This window comes from Bacillus sp. IBL03825 (genome assembly GCF_024712505.1).
GTDB lineage: Bacteria > Bacillota > Bacilli > Bacillales > Bacillaceae_G > Bacillus_A > Bacillus_A wiedmannii.
Genome location: NZ_JAMXKE010000001.1, coordinates 3,968,217 through 3,982,602 on the forward strand (window position 1 = coordinate 3,968,217; position 14,386 = coordinate 3,982,602).

Consider the following 14,386-nt stretch of genomic DNA (forward strand, 5'->3'; position numbering starts at 1 on the left):
CCCCTGATTCATTTCATTATTATGGAATATGTACAAAAGAAACCAGCATGTGCTGATTTCTTTTGCACATGAAAAGCTAAAAATTAGAAGTTCATTACTTTGTTAACAGCTTCAACAATATCTTTATGGTTTGGTAACCATACGCTCTCAGCTTGAGAGAATGGGAATACTGTATCAGCAGCTGCAACACGTACAACTGGAGCTTCTAAGTTTAAGATTGCACGGTCGTTAATTTCCGCTACAACGTTAGCTGCAATACCAGCTTGTTTTTGTGCTTCTTGAACTACAACTACGCGGCCTGTTTTTTCAACAGAAGCGATGATTGTTTCGATATCTAATGGTTGAACTGTACGTAAGTCAACTACTTCTAAAGAGATACCTTCTTTTTCAAGTTCTTCAGCAGCTTTTAATGCAGCATGAACCATAGCACCGTAAGCGATAACAGATACATCTGTACCTTCACGTTTGATATCAGCTTTACCTAAATCAATTGTGTAATCGCCTTCTGGTACATCTTGACGGAATGAACGGTACAATTTCATATGCTCTAAGTAGATAACTGGATCGTTGTCACGAATCGCAGAGATTAAAAGACCTTTTGCATCGTATGGAGTAGATGGAATAACAACTTTTAGACCAGGTTGTTGAGCCACTAATCCTTCTAAGCTATCAGCATGTAGTTCAGGAGTATGAACACCGCCACCGAATGGAGAACGAATTGTTACTGGAGCAGTCCAACGTCCACCAGAACGGTAACGCATACGAGCTAATTGACCAGAAACTGAATCCATTACTTCATAAATGAAACCGAAGAATTGGATTTCTGGAACTGGACGGAAGCCTTCTAATGCAAGTCCAACTGCAAGTCCACCAATACCAGACTCTGCAAGTGGAGTATCCATTACACGATCTTCACCGAATTCAGCTTGTAAACCTTCAGTAGCACGGAATACACCGCCGTTTACACCAACGTCTTCACCAAACACAAGTACGTTAGGGTCATTTTTCATTTCAACGCGTAAAGCATCAGTGATTGCTTGAATCATTGTCATTTGAGCCATGGCTTACTTCGACTCCTTTTCTTTGTAAATTTCATATTGTTCAGCTAAGTTGTAAGGCATTTTTTCGTACATGATTTCCATTAAATCAGTAACTTTTTGTTTTGGAGCTTGGTCAGCCTTAGCAATTGCTTGTTTGATATCTTCTTTTGCTTCTTCGATTACTTTCTCTTCAACTTCTTGAGACCATAGGCCTTTGTTTTCTAAGAATGCACGGAAGCGTACGATTGGATCTTTTTGTTCCCATTCGTTCTCGATATCTTTTGTACGGTAACGAGTTGGGTCATCACCAGCCATTGTATGTGGACCATAACGGAATGTTAAAGTCTCGATTAAAGTAGGGCCTTCGCCGTTTACTGCACGCTCACGAGCGAAAGCAGTTGCTGCGTATACAGCTAATGGATCCATACCGTCTACTTGAATTCCGTAAATACCTGCTGCTACTGCTTTTTGTGCTACAGTTTTAGCTGCAGATTGCTTTTCTACTGGAGTAGAGATTGCATAACGGTTGTTTTGTACAACGAAGATTGCTGGAGCTTTGAATGCACCCGCAAAGTTCATACCTTCGTAGAAGTCACCTTGTGAAGCACCACCGTCACCAGTGTAAGTAATCGCAACAGATTTTTTACCACGTAGTTTCATACCTAACGCAACACCAGCAGTTTGGATGATTTGCGCACCGATAATGATTTGTGGAGCAAGTGCATTTACATTCTCAGGCATTTGGTTACCCATGAAATGTCCACGAGAGAATAAGAATGCTTGGTATAATGGTAAACCGTGCCATACTAATTGTGGCACATCACGATATCCTGGTAAGATGAAATCTTCTGCTTCAAGTGCGAAATGACTTGCTAATTGAGAAGCCTCTTGTCCAGCTGTTGGTGCGTAGAAACCTAAACGTCCTTGACGGTTTAAAGAAATAGAACGTTGATCTAGTACGCGAGTATACACCATACGGCGCATCAATTCTTTTAATTGATCATCAGATAATTCAGGCATAGCTGCTTCATTCACAACTTCGCCTTTTTCATTTAAAATTTGTAATGTCTCAAATTGAGCTGCGATAGCTTTCATTTGCTCATCAACATTAAATAGGGTCTTTTTTGTTTTAGTACCCATTCCGTTCACCTCTTCCTCTCTTGAACCATATTCTGAAACGCTTTCACTATCTATTAGCTAGACTGAAAACGCAACAATGTAAACCAACAAATTTATCTGTCGGTTGAGAATAATTTTGTGTACCTAACAATCTGTACTAATGTTTTTTCAGAAACATATTAATACAATCTTGATCACGTTTTTTAGTTTACAACTATTCTAATTACGATGTCAATTACTTTGGTTACGTTTTTTTATAAATAATCTGCAGGTTTCTTCTACACAAACGTGTTTTTATTTTTCACATCTGTATTAGTAAGCATTAACCTACTGTTATATTATTCCCTTTTCAACTTATTTTTTCTCTTAGAATAATATGTAAACGATTTAATTCTCTTTAGTTTTTCTCTCTTCTTAGCAAAAATATACAAACTCTTCTTCCTTTTATAGGTAATTACCCATACATTTCTATCCTTCCCTCCATACATTATAGTAACCGCAGTGTTAGCGGGAAATGATAAAGGAGGTCATCTCATGTACGGATACTCATATTGCTATCCAACTTGTTCAAATCCTTCCTACGGTTATGGCGGTTCTTGTGGCGGGTCTGGACGCGGCTTCGCCTTAATCGTTGTGTTGTTTATTCTTTTAATTATCGTTGGTGCTGCTTGCATTCGCTAATGTAAAATGAAACAACTATGGAAAGAAACAGACGGCTTTGCCGTCTTTTCTTTTTATTACATACATAAATATTCTATAGTAGAACGCTTTCCAAAGCGCTTCCCTACTTGTCGATGACTTTTTCCATCTCCTTTGGTAGACTAAAGAAGAAAGGAGAGATTACATATGCTTACAATGAAAGATGTAATTCGCGAAGGAGATCCTATTTTGCGAAACGTTGCAGAAGAGGTTTCAATGCCAGCGAGCGAAGAAGATACAACTACCCTTAAAGAAATGATTGAATTTGTAATAAATAGCCAAGATCCTGAAATGGCTGAAAAATATAGTTTACGCCCTGGAATCGGATTAGCAGCTCCACAGATCGGTATTTCAAAGAAAATGATTGCGGTTCATGTAACTGATACGGACGGTACGTTATATAGTCATGCATTATTCAACCCAAAAATCATTAGTCATTCTGTTGAACGTACATATTTACAAAGCGGGGAAGGCTGTCTATCAGTAGACCGCGAAGTACCTGGTTATGTCCCTCGTTACACAAGAATTACAGTGAAAGCAACATCTATCAACGGCGAAGAAGTAAAATTACGTTTAAAAGGTTTACCAGCAATCGTATTTCAGCATGAGATTGACCATTTAAATGGTGTTATGTTCTATGACCACATTAATAAAGAAAATCCATTTGCTGCTCCTGATGATTCAAAACCTCTAGAGCGATAATAAAAAAGGCGGAAGTTAATCTTCCGCCTTTTTTATATGAAATGGGTTCCATATTCACTTATAGCAATCCAGCCCATTTTAAGCCATGATATATGCCGTCTTCACTAACATCCTTTGTCACATAATTTGCAAGTTTTTTCAAGTCTTCGTGACCATTCCCCATCACAATACCTGTCCCAACTGCTTCGATCATTTCTAAATCATTTAAGCCATCTCCAAATGCATACACTTGTTCACGGTTAAATCCTAATTTTTCAATGAATTTCTCAATTCCTTTTGCCTTCGAACCACCATTTGGAATAATATCCATTGAATACGCATGCCAGCGAATGAAATGAAAGTCTGGATACTGATTAATAAACTTTTCCTCTTCATTCACTTCACAGAAAAGCAGAGTTTGATAAATATTACGCTTCTCATAAAAATCAGGTTCATATGCCGGATGTTCAAAGTTTAAGCTTCCAAAACCTTCTTTCACATAATCATGATATTCTACTGATGCTCTCATTTCTTGATGATCCAGATATACAAGTGGATATCCTTCTTGTTTTGCAAACTGAGTAAACTTATGTAAGGCAGCTGGATGTAACGGGTTATTAAATATTACCTCATCTTCAAATACAACGTACTGTCCATTAAAGCTAACATAATTATGTATATTGAGTTCCTCACGTATATCCTCAAACATAAATGGCGCACGTCCTGTTGCAATTGCTACATGCACACCTTTCTCTTGTAAATGTCTTACTGCATCTCGTGTAGATTGCGGAATCTTCTTATCGTGATCTAATAATGTTCCGTCAATATCAAAAAAGACAATTTTATCATTCATTTGTCAAAATCCTTTCTGTTACTCTATATTCCTATTTTGATTATCGCTTTTCAAATTCTAAAAAAAAGTATAACATATTAAACATCTGTGAAGAAAGCGTTCACTTTCTGACCTTATTTATGAAACCTGCATATATATATTAGTAAAAAATGTGGATACTTGTTCGTATGAATTTTCTTTTCTATTCTTTCTCATACTATACCTATAACTAACGGCTACTAATCGTTACTATAGAATAACTTTCCCTGTATGAGAAAGGACAAGATTCAACATTCACTTTTGTCTTCTTTCTTATATCAGAGACGGAGTTTTCACTAGTAATATGCATGTTTTAAATAAGGAAAGGAAGGAGTAATCATGCTGAAGAAGCTGAAGAAAAAGCTCAAGCGTTATTTAAAAGATCTAGTCCGTAAAAAGACAATCGCTTAAATTGTGCCCATTTCGGGCTTTTTCTTCATTCTCATTCGAAAAAACATGAAAATCGTGACTGTTTGCTTTATAATAAGTAACAGATAATGCAAAACATAGACAAGGAGAGGTTTTCCAAATGATTTTTAAAGTATTTTATCAAGTAAAATTGACTGAGGTTCCAGTACGTGAAAATACAAAAGTTTTATATTTAGAGGCTACGTCTGAAAAGGATGTTCGTAAGAAATTAAATAAGTTCGCATATAATATCGAGTTCGTTCAGTCTGTTACTGGTGCTCATCTTGAATATGAAAAAGAAAACGCTGATTTAACATTAGCGGAAATCGTATAGTCATATGAAATTTCTAAAGAATGATCAAGCTGCCGTTTTTGCTTTAGGTGGACTTGGTGAAATCGGTAAAAATACATATGCTGTTCAATTTCAAGATGAAATTATTATTATTGATGCTGGAATTAAATTTCCAGAAGACGAACTCCTCGGAATCGATTATGTAATACCAGATTACACTTATTTTGTGCGAAACGAAGATAAAATTAAAGGATTATTCATTACACATGGTCACGAAGATCATATCGGTGGAATTCCTTACTTATTACGTCAAGTAAACATCCCGATTTATGGCGGAAAATTAGCAATTGCACTAATCAAAAACAAATTAGAAGAGCACGGATTACTTCGTAAAGCAAAACTTTATGAAATTCAAGAAGATGATGTTATTAAATTTAAAAAGACATCTGTTTCCTTCTTCCGTACAACTCACAGTATCCCAGATTCATACGGAGTTGTTGTGAAAACACCTCAAGGGCAAGTTGTTCATACTGGCGATTTCAAATTTGATTTCACACCAGTCGGTGAACCAGCGGACTTAACAAAAATGGCTGAAATCGGAAAAGACGGCGTACTTTGTCTCTTATCTGACAGTACAAACAGTGAAGTTCCAAACTTTACAATGTCTGAGCGCCGTGTTGGTGATAGTATTCAAGATATTTTCCGCAAAGTAGAAGGTCGTATTATCTTTGCAACCTTTGCATCAAATATCCATCGTCTACAACAAGTTGTTGAAGCGGCTGTTGAAAACAATCGTAAAGTGGCTGTGTTCGGTCGCAGTATGGAAGCGGCGATTGAAATCGGACAAAACCTTGGTTATATTCGCTGTCCGAAGGATACATTCATAGATACAGCTCAACTAAACCGCCTACCGGCTAATAAAGTTGTTATTTTATGTACAGGTAGTCAAGGTGAGCCAATGGCAGCACTTTCACGTATTGCTAATGGTACTCATCGTCAAATTCAAATCATTCCTGGCGACACAGTTGTTTTCTCTTCTTCACCAATCCCTGGTAATACAATTAGTGTAAGCCGTACAATTAACATGTTGTATCGTGCTGGTGCTGATGTAATCCACGGAAAACTGTCAAACATTCATACGAGTGGACACGGTGGACAAGAAGAACAAAAACTAATGCTTCGTCTAATTAAACCGAAGTATTTCATGCCAATTCATGGTGAATACCGCATGCAACGTATGCATATGAAGTTAGCAAACGATTGTGGTATTCCAGAAGAAAACTGTTTCATCATGGATAATGGAGATGTTCTTGCTCTTCGTTCTGATGAAGCAAGCGTAGCTGGTAAAATACCATCTGGATCTGTCTATATTGACGGAAATGGTATTGGAGATATCGGTAATATTGTATTACGCGATCGTCGTATTCTTTCTGAAGAAGGACTTGTTATTGTAGTTGTAAGCATTGATATGAAAGAGTTTAAAGTTGCAGCAGGACCTGATATTATCTCACGTGGTTTCGTGTATATGCGCGAAAGTAGTGATTTAATTAATGATGCTCAAACATTAATTACAACTCATTTAGAAAAAGTAATGGAGCGTAAAACAACACAATGGTCTGAAATTAAAAATGAAATTACAGACACATTAGCACCATTCCTATATGAGAAAACGAAACGTCGCCCAATGATTTTACCAATCATTATGGAAATATAAGAAAAAGGACAATACCTTCATGGTATTGTCCTTTTCTCTTATCTTAAAAAGTGTTTAAAACGATCTACTTCATCGTCATGACCAATTACAATTAATATATCTCCCGCTTGAATATTTTCCGTAGCTCGAGGAGATACAATAACTTCTTTACCACGTTTAATCGCTACAATATTCAATCCAAACTTCGCACGAATATCTAATTCGATTAAAGAATGACCATCAATTTTTTTATTTGCAATAATCTCTACAATACTATGCTCATCTGAAAGCTCAAGATAGTCTAATACATTACTTGATGCAATATTATTAGCAATCCTTTTTCCCATATCACGCTCGGGGTGCACAATGTGATCTGCCCCTATTTTACTTAACACTTTTTCATGGTAATCATTTTGAGCTTTTACAGTAATATTTTTTACACCTAACTCTTTTAAAATTAATGTTGTTAAAATACTTGAATTTAAATTATCTCCAATAGCAACGACTACATGATCAAAATTACGAATACCAAGACTTTTTAATACCATCTCATCTGTTGAATCTGCAATTACAGCATGTGAAGCTATATTTGCAAACTCATTAATTTTATCCTCATCTGAATCAATTGCCATTACTTCCATACCTAATTGAGCGAGTTCTCGGCAAATGCTTCCACCAAAACGTCCAAGCCCAATGACAGCAAATTCTTTCTCTTTTTCACCCACAGGAATTCCTCCAATAACATCGAATACTATGTATTTTTATTGTAACATACTTTAGATTTGCTACAAAAACCTGTATATCATTCTTATTTTTGTTTTTGCATATAAAAATACTGTTGTAAATAAAATGCGATACTGAAAATTAACATACCAAATACAAATATATTTCCAAATGAACTAAATGTTTCAAAAACGAATAATAACGTTTCTTGTCCGAAGAAAGCAAATAATAGTTGTGTAAATGCGAATAGCAATGCCAATATATAATGATGTTGATGGAATAAATAATGTGTTGCACCTAAAAAAGCGATAAACGAAATAATGAAAATCCACCAATTTTCTAAAAACAGTTGCCAATTAGTAAATTGATATCCATTTACTAATATCGCAATAATTCCTATAACAGCCATCGTTGGCACACTCCAAAATAATGCTCGCCCTCTAAAGAAGCGTGTTCCTTTAACATCACCTTTTTCATGTGCAATGTATGTGAGTACTACCGTACTTATGTACAAAACTGAAAGAATTGTTAAAACGATAATAAGCCAAAAATGTAATTGATAATACTCATGCTCTATGTTTGTCACGATAGCCGCTAACATACACGGGATTAACATTCCAGTCCAACCATCTACTTTTCTTTCATTCCAAAACACTGTGTTACCAATCCGTATCCCTAACAACATAAAAATAATGATACCTAGTACAAATAATGTCGTTTTATTCCCTACTAAACTCGTCGAGAAAGCAATTAATCCAATAAATAAAAAGAGCACAAACCCATTCATAATTTCTAATACAGGTGATAAATATCTTTTCACCCATTTATATGTTTCGTCATATTCGTGATTATCTACTAAACGGTAGGCATAAAAACTTATCCCAAAATACACCGCCGCAATAATAACATACGCATATAAGACGAAACACAACATTGCACTGCTAATTTGCACGTAATTCCCCACCCTTTTTTCTATGTTTCACCTTGATTTTACACACTTTCTACACGAAATGTAAACATATATAAGCTAGTTAACTAATCATCTTCTCAATAAGCGATAATGAATAATGAGCAGCGGCTCAAAACCGCTGCTCATTACTTTATCCATTTGTATGCCAATGTGTATCCAAAACAAATATGAAAGATGTTTTCGTCTTGGAACTAACAAGTACCCACTGTAAGTTTTTGCAAAGTTGGCGAGCGAGTTTACTTTCTAGTTCCTTTCCACTTTACATATCGATCTAAAAATGCGATAGCTTTCTCAATAACCTCTTCATCTGGTTTTAATTTCGCATGGTGTAAACCATATTCTGAATTTACCCCAAGCCAAAACATAAATCCAGGAATCTCTTGAAGCATATAACCAAAATCTTCCCCTGTCATTGCCTCAGTACATGTAATTACCTTCATATCAGTTTGTTCACTTACAAACTGCATAAACTCTCTCGTTAATACTTCATGGTTATATACTTGATGATACATCGCTCCATAGTCAATAACAGCTTCACATTGGAAGGAAGCTTCTATACCTGCAACAATTGCCTCAATCCTACTTTTAACACGCCTCATTGATTCCACTGATAACGTTCGGATCGTTCCTTCTAACCGAGACTTTTCTGCTATGATATTTTGAACTGTACCACCTGTTATTTTTCCGATTGTAATCACTGCACTATCAAGAGGATTCACATTACGACTAATAACGGATTGAAGTTGTGTAACAAGGTGACTTGCTGCTACAATCATATCATTTGCAGTATGCGGGTAGGCTGCATGTCCACCTTTCCCTTTCAAATCAACATATAACTCTGATGTATTTGCAAATAATAGCCCCTCTTTTGTGGCAATTGTTCCTACAGCGTATTCAGGTGCAATATGAAGACCAAGAATTATATTCGGCTTCCATTCTTTTAACTCTTCACTCTCTAACATAGGAAGAGCCCCTCCTGGTCCTTCTTCAGCTGGTTGGAATAGAAACACAAGGTCATCATCTATTCTTTCTGTTACAGCTGCTGTTAGAAGGCCTAAACCGATTGTTGTATGCAAATCATGTCCACATGCATGCATCATTCCTTCATGAATAGAAGCAAACTCATATCCAGTTTCTTCGGTAATTGGTAAACCGTCTATATCTGCGCGATAACCGATAATTTTTTCTGGATTTTTTCCATTTACTTTAACAATGACACCTGTTTTCCATACTTTCACTTCCACATATTCATTCGAAAGCGTTCCTATGTAATCTAAAATATACTGTTGTGTTTTCCACTCTTTAAATCCAATTTCCGGTATTTTGTGTAAGTCTCTACGAATTTGAACGAATTTGCTTACTGCCATTTTTGCACCTCTATCTATAAAAAGCGCAAGAGCCTGTTATGCTCTTACGCTTTTTTTGTGTTTATTTCTCTGGGTTTAATTGACGAAGCTCTTGTTTAATTTCAGTTTTTGCTTTTGTCTTCTCATCAATCTCTTTAATTACACGTGCTGGAGTACCGGCAACAACTGTATATGGAGGTACATCTTCTGTTACAACAGCTCCTGCTGCTACAACTGCACCCTTACCTACTGTAACTCCCTCTAACACAACTACGTTTGCACCAATTACAACATCATCTTCAACGATAACTGGTTTTGCTGAAGGCGGCTCAATAACACCTGCAAGTACTGCACCTGCACCTACGTGACAGTTCTTACCAACAGTTGCACGTCCACCAAGTACCGCGTTCATGTCAATCATAGTACCTTCACCAATTACAGCACCGATATTAATTGTTGCATTCATCATAATAACAGCGTTGTCGCCGATTTCAACGTGATCACGAATAATCGCGCCTGGCTCAATACGAGCTTTAATACCTTTTAAATCAAGCATTGGAATTGCAGAATTACGACGGTCATTTTCAACAACGTAATCAACGATGTGCTTGCTATTTCCATCAAGAATTGTCTTAATTTCAGACCATTCTCCAAATAATACACCAGACTTTTTATTTACAAATGCTTGTACCGTTTCAGGGAATGTTACTTCTTTTAAATCCCCTTTTATGTATACCTTTACAGGAGTTTTCTTTTCACTTTTTTGAATAAACGAAATAATTTCGTTAGCGTCCATCATTTTCATTCTTGTTGCCTCCTAAATCCATTTATAATGTTACTCTACCAAACGATAGAGCGAGTAGCAAGATAATAATCCTATTTTTCCATTTGAATTTCTTCTATAATTTCTAAAAATGCCCTTACTTGCTTCAATTGTCTGGCCGATTCACTCGTCAATAACCATGTTTCTCTCGTTAATTGAACAGGTGTTTTATACATATTTTCCTGTACTTCTTTTAAAACAGTAGAAGGTAAAAGAGCATAACCTATACCATTTAAAACGAGCTGTTTGCAAGTCTCAATTTGATCAACCACAATTGTTCTCTTAGGTGGATTAGAAAATAAACCATACCACCAATTTTGTATTTGTCCATAATAAGTCGAATCACTTTTAAATTGAATAAATGGTCTATTTGTTTCTTTTAACATTGTAATATCTTTTATTTCTTTATCCACTAAATAAAGTTCATCTTCAAATAATTGTTGCTTCTGACCTTTATATTCTTGTGTTCCTCTCAATATAGCAACATGAACGTCCCCTTCATAAAATTGCTTTTGCACTTCACTACTCCAGCCAGTAAACAGCGATATTTTCACAGAAGGGTATTTATGTACAAACTTCTTCAAAACAGGAGGAAGCCAATATTGACCAATAACTGATGCAACAGCTATTTTTAACGTTCCGTGAGTTTCTGTTCTAAAAACAGCTAGCTCACTTTTAATATCCTCTTCCTTTTGTAGCATTTCTTTTGCATAATTTGCGACTTTTTCCCCTTCAGGTGTAATTGTCAATCCTTTTTGTGAGCGAATAAAAAACTTCATTCCCCATTGTTTCTCCATAGATTGTAATCGTTGACTAAGCGCAGGTTGTGAAACAAATAAACGTTCCGCCGCTTTTCTCATATTTGATTCCTGAGCTAACACAACCATCATTTGAAAATCATCAATTTGCAACTTTCTCCCTCTTTCCTTAGCTTCCATACACCTTATCTCAATAAGCTTTTCATCCTTAATTTAACTATATACTCTTATATTTTTTATCTTTTTAAATATAATACATACACAACTGATATGCACGAAAAAAAGTGACTTCTCCGCTTCTATGAAGTCACTTTTCTCACATTATCGATTATGTTGCCTTACTTTTTTATTCAACAATTTTAAAATAGCCCGACGTGTTAAAATCCCCTCAAAATACCCATCTTCATTGACAGCGCAAATAAAAGGATGATCAATTGTCATTTCTAAAGCTTTTGCAAACGAATCTTCTAACTTAAGAACCGGAATGTCTTCCTTCATCACCTGTTCTACTTTCATTTCGTCAAGTCTTTCAAACTCAATACGTTCCAGCCCTAACATACCGTCTAAAATCATGGCAGTACTAATTAACCCATGCAATTTATACATCGGGTCCAAAACAGGTATCGCCGAATATCCAGATTTCACAAGAACGAGTAAAGCATGCTCTAAACCATTCCCCATTTGGACATGTGCTACTTTTTCTGATGAAATCATTAAATCTTTCACAAAAATTTGTTGAAACTCGTCTTTCGGAATACTAATCATGTTACATCCCCCCATTTTCCCTTTTTCCTACTTTTAATCACCGATTCTATTCATATTTTATGACAGCGTTTTCATATTATTATTTTGTCCCTACTTTATTTCAATAAAAACAAAATTACACAGCTATTTTAGCATACAACACAAAAAAAAGACTACCATTCCGGTAGCGCTTAATACCCCTTATTTTTTAATCTGTAAAATAACCTTGTGATTTTTTTATATTGCGTCACATCTGTCTGTTTTAAACCATTCTCAATATCTGTAATTTCCACAGATAAAATTTCACTCGCATAATTTTGCTGAAATAGAATATCTAGTAACAAACTCTCTTCTTCTTCTGTTAAAACAAATTCCCTTTTCATATACCCCTCTCCTTATACTCGCATCGTTACTCTTATTATATATAATTTTCAACCTATTTAATAGATGTAATATTCAGTTTTTAGTGGAGGATATATAAAAATTGTTTTTTATTTCGTATATCGATTTGCATAACTAAACGCCGCATAAGCATCTGGCTTAATTTTTGCTGTTAATCCCATCGCTTGAATTTTCGCTGTCATATCTAGAATAAATTCTTTTGTTAAACCATCATTTCCGATATCCAAGTGAATTTCCATTATAAATCCAGCTCCCTCTTGAGCATATGGATGCAATAAATCCCATATTGTTTGTATATGGTTCGGAGTAAATAGGCATGCAATTTCTTGGCTAAACTGCGTTTCTAAATATATTTTCTCACGTAAAGTTGCTGGCTTATCTTTTACTGATTTATGGTGTAAACACCCCCAGGCACCTTTTCCAACGCGATGAATATGAATTGCCGTAATAAACCTCGTATCCTTTTGATGTGCTTGTGAGTCTGTCCCAATGGATAAGCGATATAAATTTCGTGGATCCTTTTCAATGAAACTGCAAATACGGCTAAAGACCATATCAAAATTTAAATGTCTCTCTGAAACATTATAAAATGTATGTTCACCGGCCACATAGTCACGTCCTTTCAATTAGACAGACTTTTCGTATTCTCATTGTATGGGACAAAAATAAAAATTATAACTTCCTACCCTTTATTCGTTTCAATATTTCGAATTACATAATGGCAAACTTGGCACGTATAAATTACATTTTGATTCGATTGAGCCGTTAATACATGAATAATCTCAGCAGAATTGTGGCATTTAGGACAAACCACAACTGGTAAACGTTCCATACAACACACCTCCTCGTTATTTTTATCCCGCTATTTGCTACCCGTAAACACCCAATTGGTGATGGCTAATAATCAGTATAGGACGAAGAAGCCCTACTGATTACAATTTCACTTTATTACCATTGTAGGAAAAATGAAAAATCCCTATACCTATATGCTAAAAAGTAATAGAACTAAAAAAGGTGTTGCCATATGGCAACACCTTTTTTATATGTATCAAGAAATGATATCGTAAATCTCAATTGCAACCATATCGATATTATCGAATTGATACACTTGAGGTTTTTCACCTTGTTGATACACTTCTAACTCATACATTTCACTTTTATCGAAAAATTTCACGCTACATTTGCGCTCACCGTTCACTTCAAAATAGCGTTGTGCTACTTCACCGCTTTCAGCTTGTTCTTGTAGACTAACAAGTCGAGTTAAAATTCCTTGGAGTAGAGACATGAAATCTCTCCTTTCTCTGATCTTCCTACCAATAGGTTTTACAGCTATACTCATTCTATCCGTCATAACAGAAAAAATGTTCCACAGTCTAGGATAAAGGTTATTGGCCAGAAACTCAACTAAAAATTTGTCGAAATGCGAAGGAAAAAACAGAAAGAACATCTTTTCCCTTCTTTATTGCGATTTTTATACTGGAAGAATATAATAAAAAACAGAAAAAAGGAGGAATTACAATGAAAAAAATTGAGTTTTACACACAACCTGATTGTCCGCCATGTGTCATTGTGAAAGAATTTTTAAAGCATAATAACGTTGTATATGAAGAGTTTGACGTAAAAAAAGACGCTGCTGCACGCAATCGTCTTTTATACGACTATGATTCGTATTCAACTCCAACAGTTGTAATTGATGGAGAAGTTGTTGCTGGTTTTCAAATTGAAAAATTACAACAGCTACTCAATATTGAATAAGAATAGGTAAAGACCTATTCTTATTTTTATCCCACTATTTGTGGGCAGTAATAGCCCGATTG

18 protein-coding genes are annotated in these 14,386 nt (G+C 35.6%); 5 read left to right on the forward strand and 13 right to left on the reverse strand.

Annotated elements, in window-relative coordinates:
• Positions 1-83: 83 nt before the first annotated feature.
• Positions 84-1,061, reverse strand: a complete 978-nt coding sequence (gene pdhB, locus NHG49_RS20170) for a pyruvate dehydrogenase complex E1 component subunit beta (protein ID WP_000068162.1) — start codon at positions 1,059-1,061, stop codon at positions 84-86.
• A gap of 3 nt (positions 1,062-1,064) precedes the next feature.
• Positions 1,065-2,180 (reverse strand): pyruvate dehydrogenase E1 component subunit alpha, encoded by a 1,116-nt coding sequence (pdhA, locus tag NHG49_RS20175; protein ID WP_000536893.1) that lies wholly within the window; start codon positions 2,178-2,180, stop codon positions 1,065-1,067.
• 513 nt (positions 2,181-2,693) lie between these two features.
• Between pdhA and NHG49_RS20180 the strand changes: the two genes are divergently transcribed.
• Both NHG49_RS20180 and def read left to right on the forward strand, forming a co-directional pair.
• Positions 2,694-2,840, forward strand: coding sequence for a YjcZ family sporulation protein (locus tag NHG49_RS20180; protein ID WP_000274561.1), 147 nt, complete (start codon positions 2,694-2,696; stop codon positions 2,838-2,840).
• Between the two features lie 165 nt (positions 2,841-3,005).
• Positions 3,006-3,560, forward strand: coding sequence for a peptide deformylase (gene def / locus NHG49_RS20185; RefSeq protein WP_016086516.1), 555 nt, complete (start codon positions 3,006-3,008; stop codon positions 3,558-3,560).
• 58 nt (positions 3,561-3,618) lie between these two features.
• Here the strand turns inward: def and NHG49_RS20190 are convergent, their stop codons facing one another.
• Entirely contained in the window at positions 3,619-4,392 is a 774-nt protein-coding gene (locus NHG49_RS20190; protein ID WP_064474942.1) for a Cof-type HAD-IIB family hydrolase, read from the reverse strand.
• A 547-nt stretch (positions 4,393-4,939) separates the two neighbouring features.
• On the opposite strand from NHG49_RS20190, the gene NHG49_RS20195 reads away from it, so the two are divergent.
• Positions 4,940-5,152 (forward strand): DNA-dependent RNA polymerase subunit epsilon, encoded by a 213-nt coding sequence (locus NHG49_RS20195; protein ID WP_000576445.1) that lies wholly within the window; start codon positions 4,940-4,942, stop codon positions 5,150-5,152.
• A 4-nt stretch (positions 5,153-5,156) separates the two neighbouring features.
• Positions 5,157-6,824 carry a ribonuclease J1 gene (gene rnjA, locus NHG49_RS20200; protein WP_000670370.1) on the forward strand — a complete coding sequence of 556 codons (1,668 nt, stop codon included), beginning with the start codon at positions 5,157-5,159 and terminating at the stop codon, positions 6,822-6,824.
• 38 nt (positions 6,825-6,862) lie between these two features.
• On the opposite strand, the gene NHG49_RS20205 is transcribed toward rnjA, so the two are convergent.
• The 10 genes from NHG49_RS20205 to NHG49_RS20250 form a co-directional block, all read right to left on the reverse strand.
• Positions 6,863-7,528, reverse strand: coding sequence for a potassium channel family protein (locus tag NHG49_RS20205; protein WP_000504032.1), 666 nt, complete (start codon positions 7,526-7,528; stop codon positions 6,863-6,865).
• 83 nt (positions 7,529-7,611) lie between these two features.
• Positions 7,612-8,478, reverse strand: a complete 867-nt coding sequence (locus NHG49_RS20210; protein WP_046956446.1) for a hypothetical protein — start codon at positions 8,476-8,478, stop codon at positions 7,612-7,614.
• Between the two features lie 254 nt (positions 8,479-8,732).
• Positions 8,733-9,863: an N-acetyldiaminopimelate deacetylase gene (locus tag NHG49_RS20215; protein WP_064474941.1), complete on the reverse strand. Its 1,131-nt coding sequence runs from the start codon at positions 9,861-9,863 to the stop codon at positions 8,733-8,735.
• A gap of 61 nt (positions 9,864-9,924) precedes the next feature.
• Entirely contained in the window at positions 9,925-10,647 is a 723-nt protein-coding gene (gene dapD, locus NHG49_RS20220) for a 2,3,4,5-tetrahydropyridine-2,6-dicarboxylate N-acetyltransferase (protein ID WP_064474940.1), read from the reverse strand.
• Positions 10,648-10,718: 71 nt separating this feature from the next.
• Positions 10,719-11,603 carry a transcriptional regulator CcpC gene (locus NHG49_RS20225; protein ID WP_002008407.1) on the reverse strand — a complete coding sequence of 295 codons (885 nt, stop codon included), beginning with the start codon at positions 11,601-11,603 and terminating at the stop codon, positions 10,719-10,721.
• 141 nt (positions 11,604-11,744) lie between these two features.
• A complete protein-coding gene (gene cbpB, locus NHG49_RS20230) occupies positions 11,745-12,188 on the reverse strand; it encodes a cyclic-di-AMP-binding protein CbpB (RefSeq protein WP_000623572.1) in 444 nt (147 codons plus the stop codon).
• Positions 12,189-12,358: 170 nt separating this feature from the next.
• Positions 12,359-12,550: an antirepressor AbbA gene (gene abbA, locus NHG49_RS20235; RefSeq protein ID WP_000817795.1), complete on the reverse strand. Its 192-nt coding sequence runs from the start codon at positions 12,548-12,550 to the stop codon at positions 12,359-12,361.
• Positions 12,551-12,658: 108 nt separating this feature from the next.
• Positions 12,659-13,177, reverse strand: coding sequence for a ribonuclease H-like YkuK family protein (locus NHG49_RS20240; protein ID WP_000896655.1), 519 nt, complete (start codon positions 13,175-13,177; stop codon positions 12,659-12,661).
• Positions 13,178-13,251: 74 nt separating this feature from the next.
• Positions 13,252-13,401, reverse strand: a complete 150-nt coding sequence (locus NHG49_RS20245; RefSeq protein ID WP_064474939.1) for a hypothetical protein — start codon at positions 13,399-13,401, stop codon at positions 13,252-13,254.
• A gap of 216 nt (positions 13,402-13,617) precedes the next feature.
• The gene (locus NHG49_RS20250) at positions 13,618-13,854 is read right to left on the reverse strand and encodes a YkuJ family protein (protein ID WP_000055151.1); all 237 of its coding nucleotides are present in this window, start codon (positions 13,852-13,854) and stop codon (positions 13,618-13,620) included.
• A 233-nt stretch (positions 13,855-14,087) separates the two neighbouring features.
• Here NHG49_RS20250 and NHG49_RS20255 point away from each other — a divergent pair, with 233 nt between their 5' ends.
• Positions 14,088-14,324: a glutaredoxin family protein gene (locus tag NHG49_RS20255; RefSeq protein ID WP_258126465.1), complete on the forward strand. Its 237-nt coding sequence runs from the start codon at positions 14,088-14,090 to the stop codon at positions 14,322-14,324.
• Positions 14,325-14,386: the final 62 nt, after the last annotated feature.

What these genes read in the sequence shown, in the direction of transcription:
- def (WP_016086516.1), top strand. Translation starts at nt 3,006, where the DNA reads ATGCTTACAATGAAAGATGTAATTCGCGAAGGAGATCCTATTTTGCGA.
- NHG49_RS20215 (WP_064474941.1), bottom strand. Translation starts at nt 9,863, where the DNA reads ATGGCAGTAAGCAAATTCGTTCAAATTCGTAGAGACTTACACAAAATA.
- NHG49_RS20225 (WP_002008407.1), bottom strand. Translation starts at nt 11,603, where the DNA reads ATGGAAGCTAAGGAAAGAGGGAGAAAGTTGCAAATTGATGATTTTCAA.
- rnjA (WP_000670370.1), top strand. Translation starts at nt 5,157, where the DNA reads ATGAAATTTCTAAAGAATGATCAAGCTGCCGTTTTTGCTTTAGGTGGA.
- NHG49_RS20190 (WP_064474942.1), bottom strand. Translation starts at nt 4,392, where the DNA reads ATGAATGATAAAATTGTCTTTTTTGATATTGACGGAACATTATTAGAT.
- NHG49_RS20180 (WP_000274561.1), top strand. Translation starts at nt 2,694, where the DNA reads ATGTACGGATACTCATATTGCTATCCAACTTGTTCAAATCCTTCCTAC.
- NHG49_RS20255 (WP_258126465.1), top strand. Translation starts at nt 14,088, where the DNA reads ATGAAAAAAATTGAGTTTTACACACAACCTGATTGTCCGCCATGTGTC.
- NHG49_RS20245 (WP_064474939.1), bottom strand. Translation starts at nt 13,401, where the DNA reads ATGGAACGTTTACCAGTTGTGGTTTGTCCTAAATGCCACAATTCTGCT.
- NHG49_RS20195 (WP_000576445.1), top strand. Translation starts at nt 4,940, where the DNA reads ATGATTTTTAAAGTATTTTATCAAGTAAAATTGACTGAGGTTCCAGTA.
- NHG49_RS20250 (WP_000055151.1), bottom strand. Translation starts at nt 13,854, where the DNA reads ATGTCTCTACTCCAAGGAATTTTAACTCGACTTGTTAGTCTACAAGAA.
- cbpB (WP_000623572.1), bottom strand. Translation starts at nt 12,188, where the DNA reads ATGATTAGTATTCCGAAAGACGAGTTTCAACAAATTTTTGTGAAAGAT.
- abbA (WP_000817795.1), bottom strand. Translation starts at nt 12,550, where the DNA reads ATGAAAAGGGAATTTGTTTTAACAGAAGAAGAAGAGAGTTTGTTACTA.
- dapD (WP_064474940.1), bottom strand. Translation starts at nt 10,647, where the DNA reads ATGAAAATGATGGACGCTAACGAAATTATTTCGTTTATTCAAAAAAGT.
- pdhB (WP_000068162.1), bottom strand. Translation starts at nt 1,061, where the DNA reads ATGGCTCAAATGACAATGATTCAAGCAATCACTGATGCTTTACGCGTT.
- pdhA (WP_000536893.1), bottom strand. Translation starts at nt 2,180, where the DNA reads ATGGGTACTAAAACAAAAAAGACCCTATTTAATGTTGATGAGCAAATG.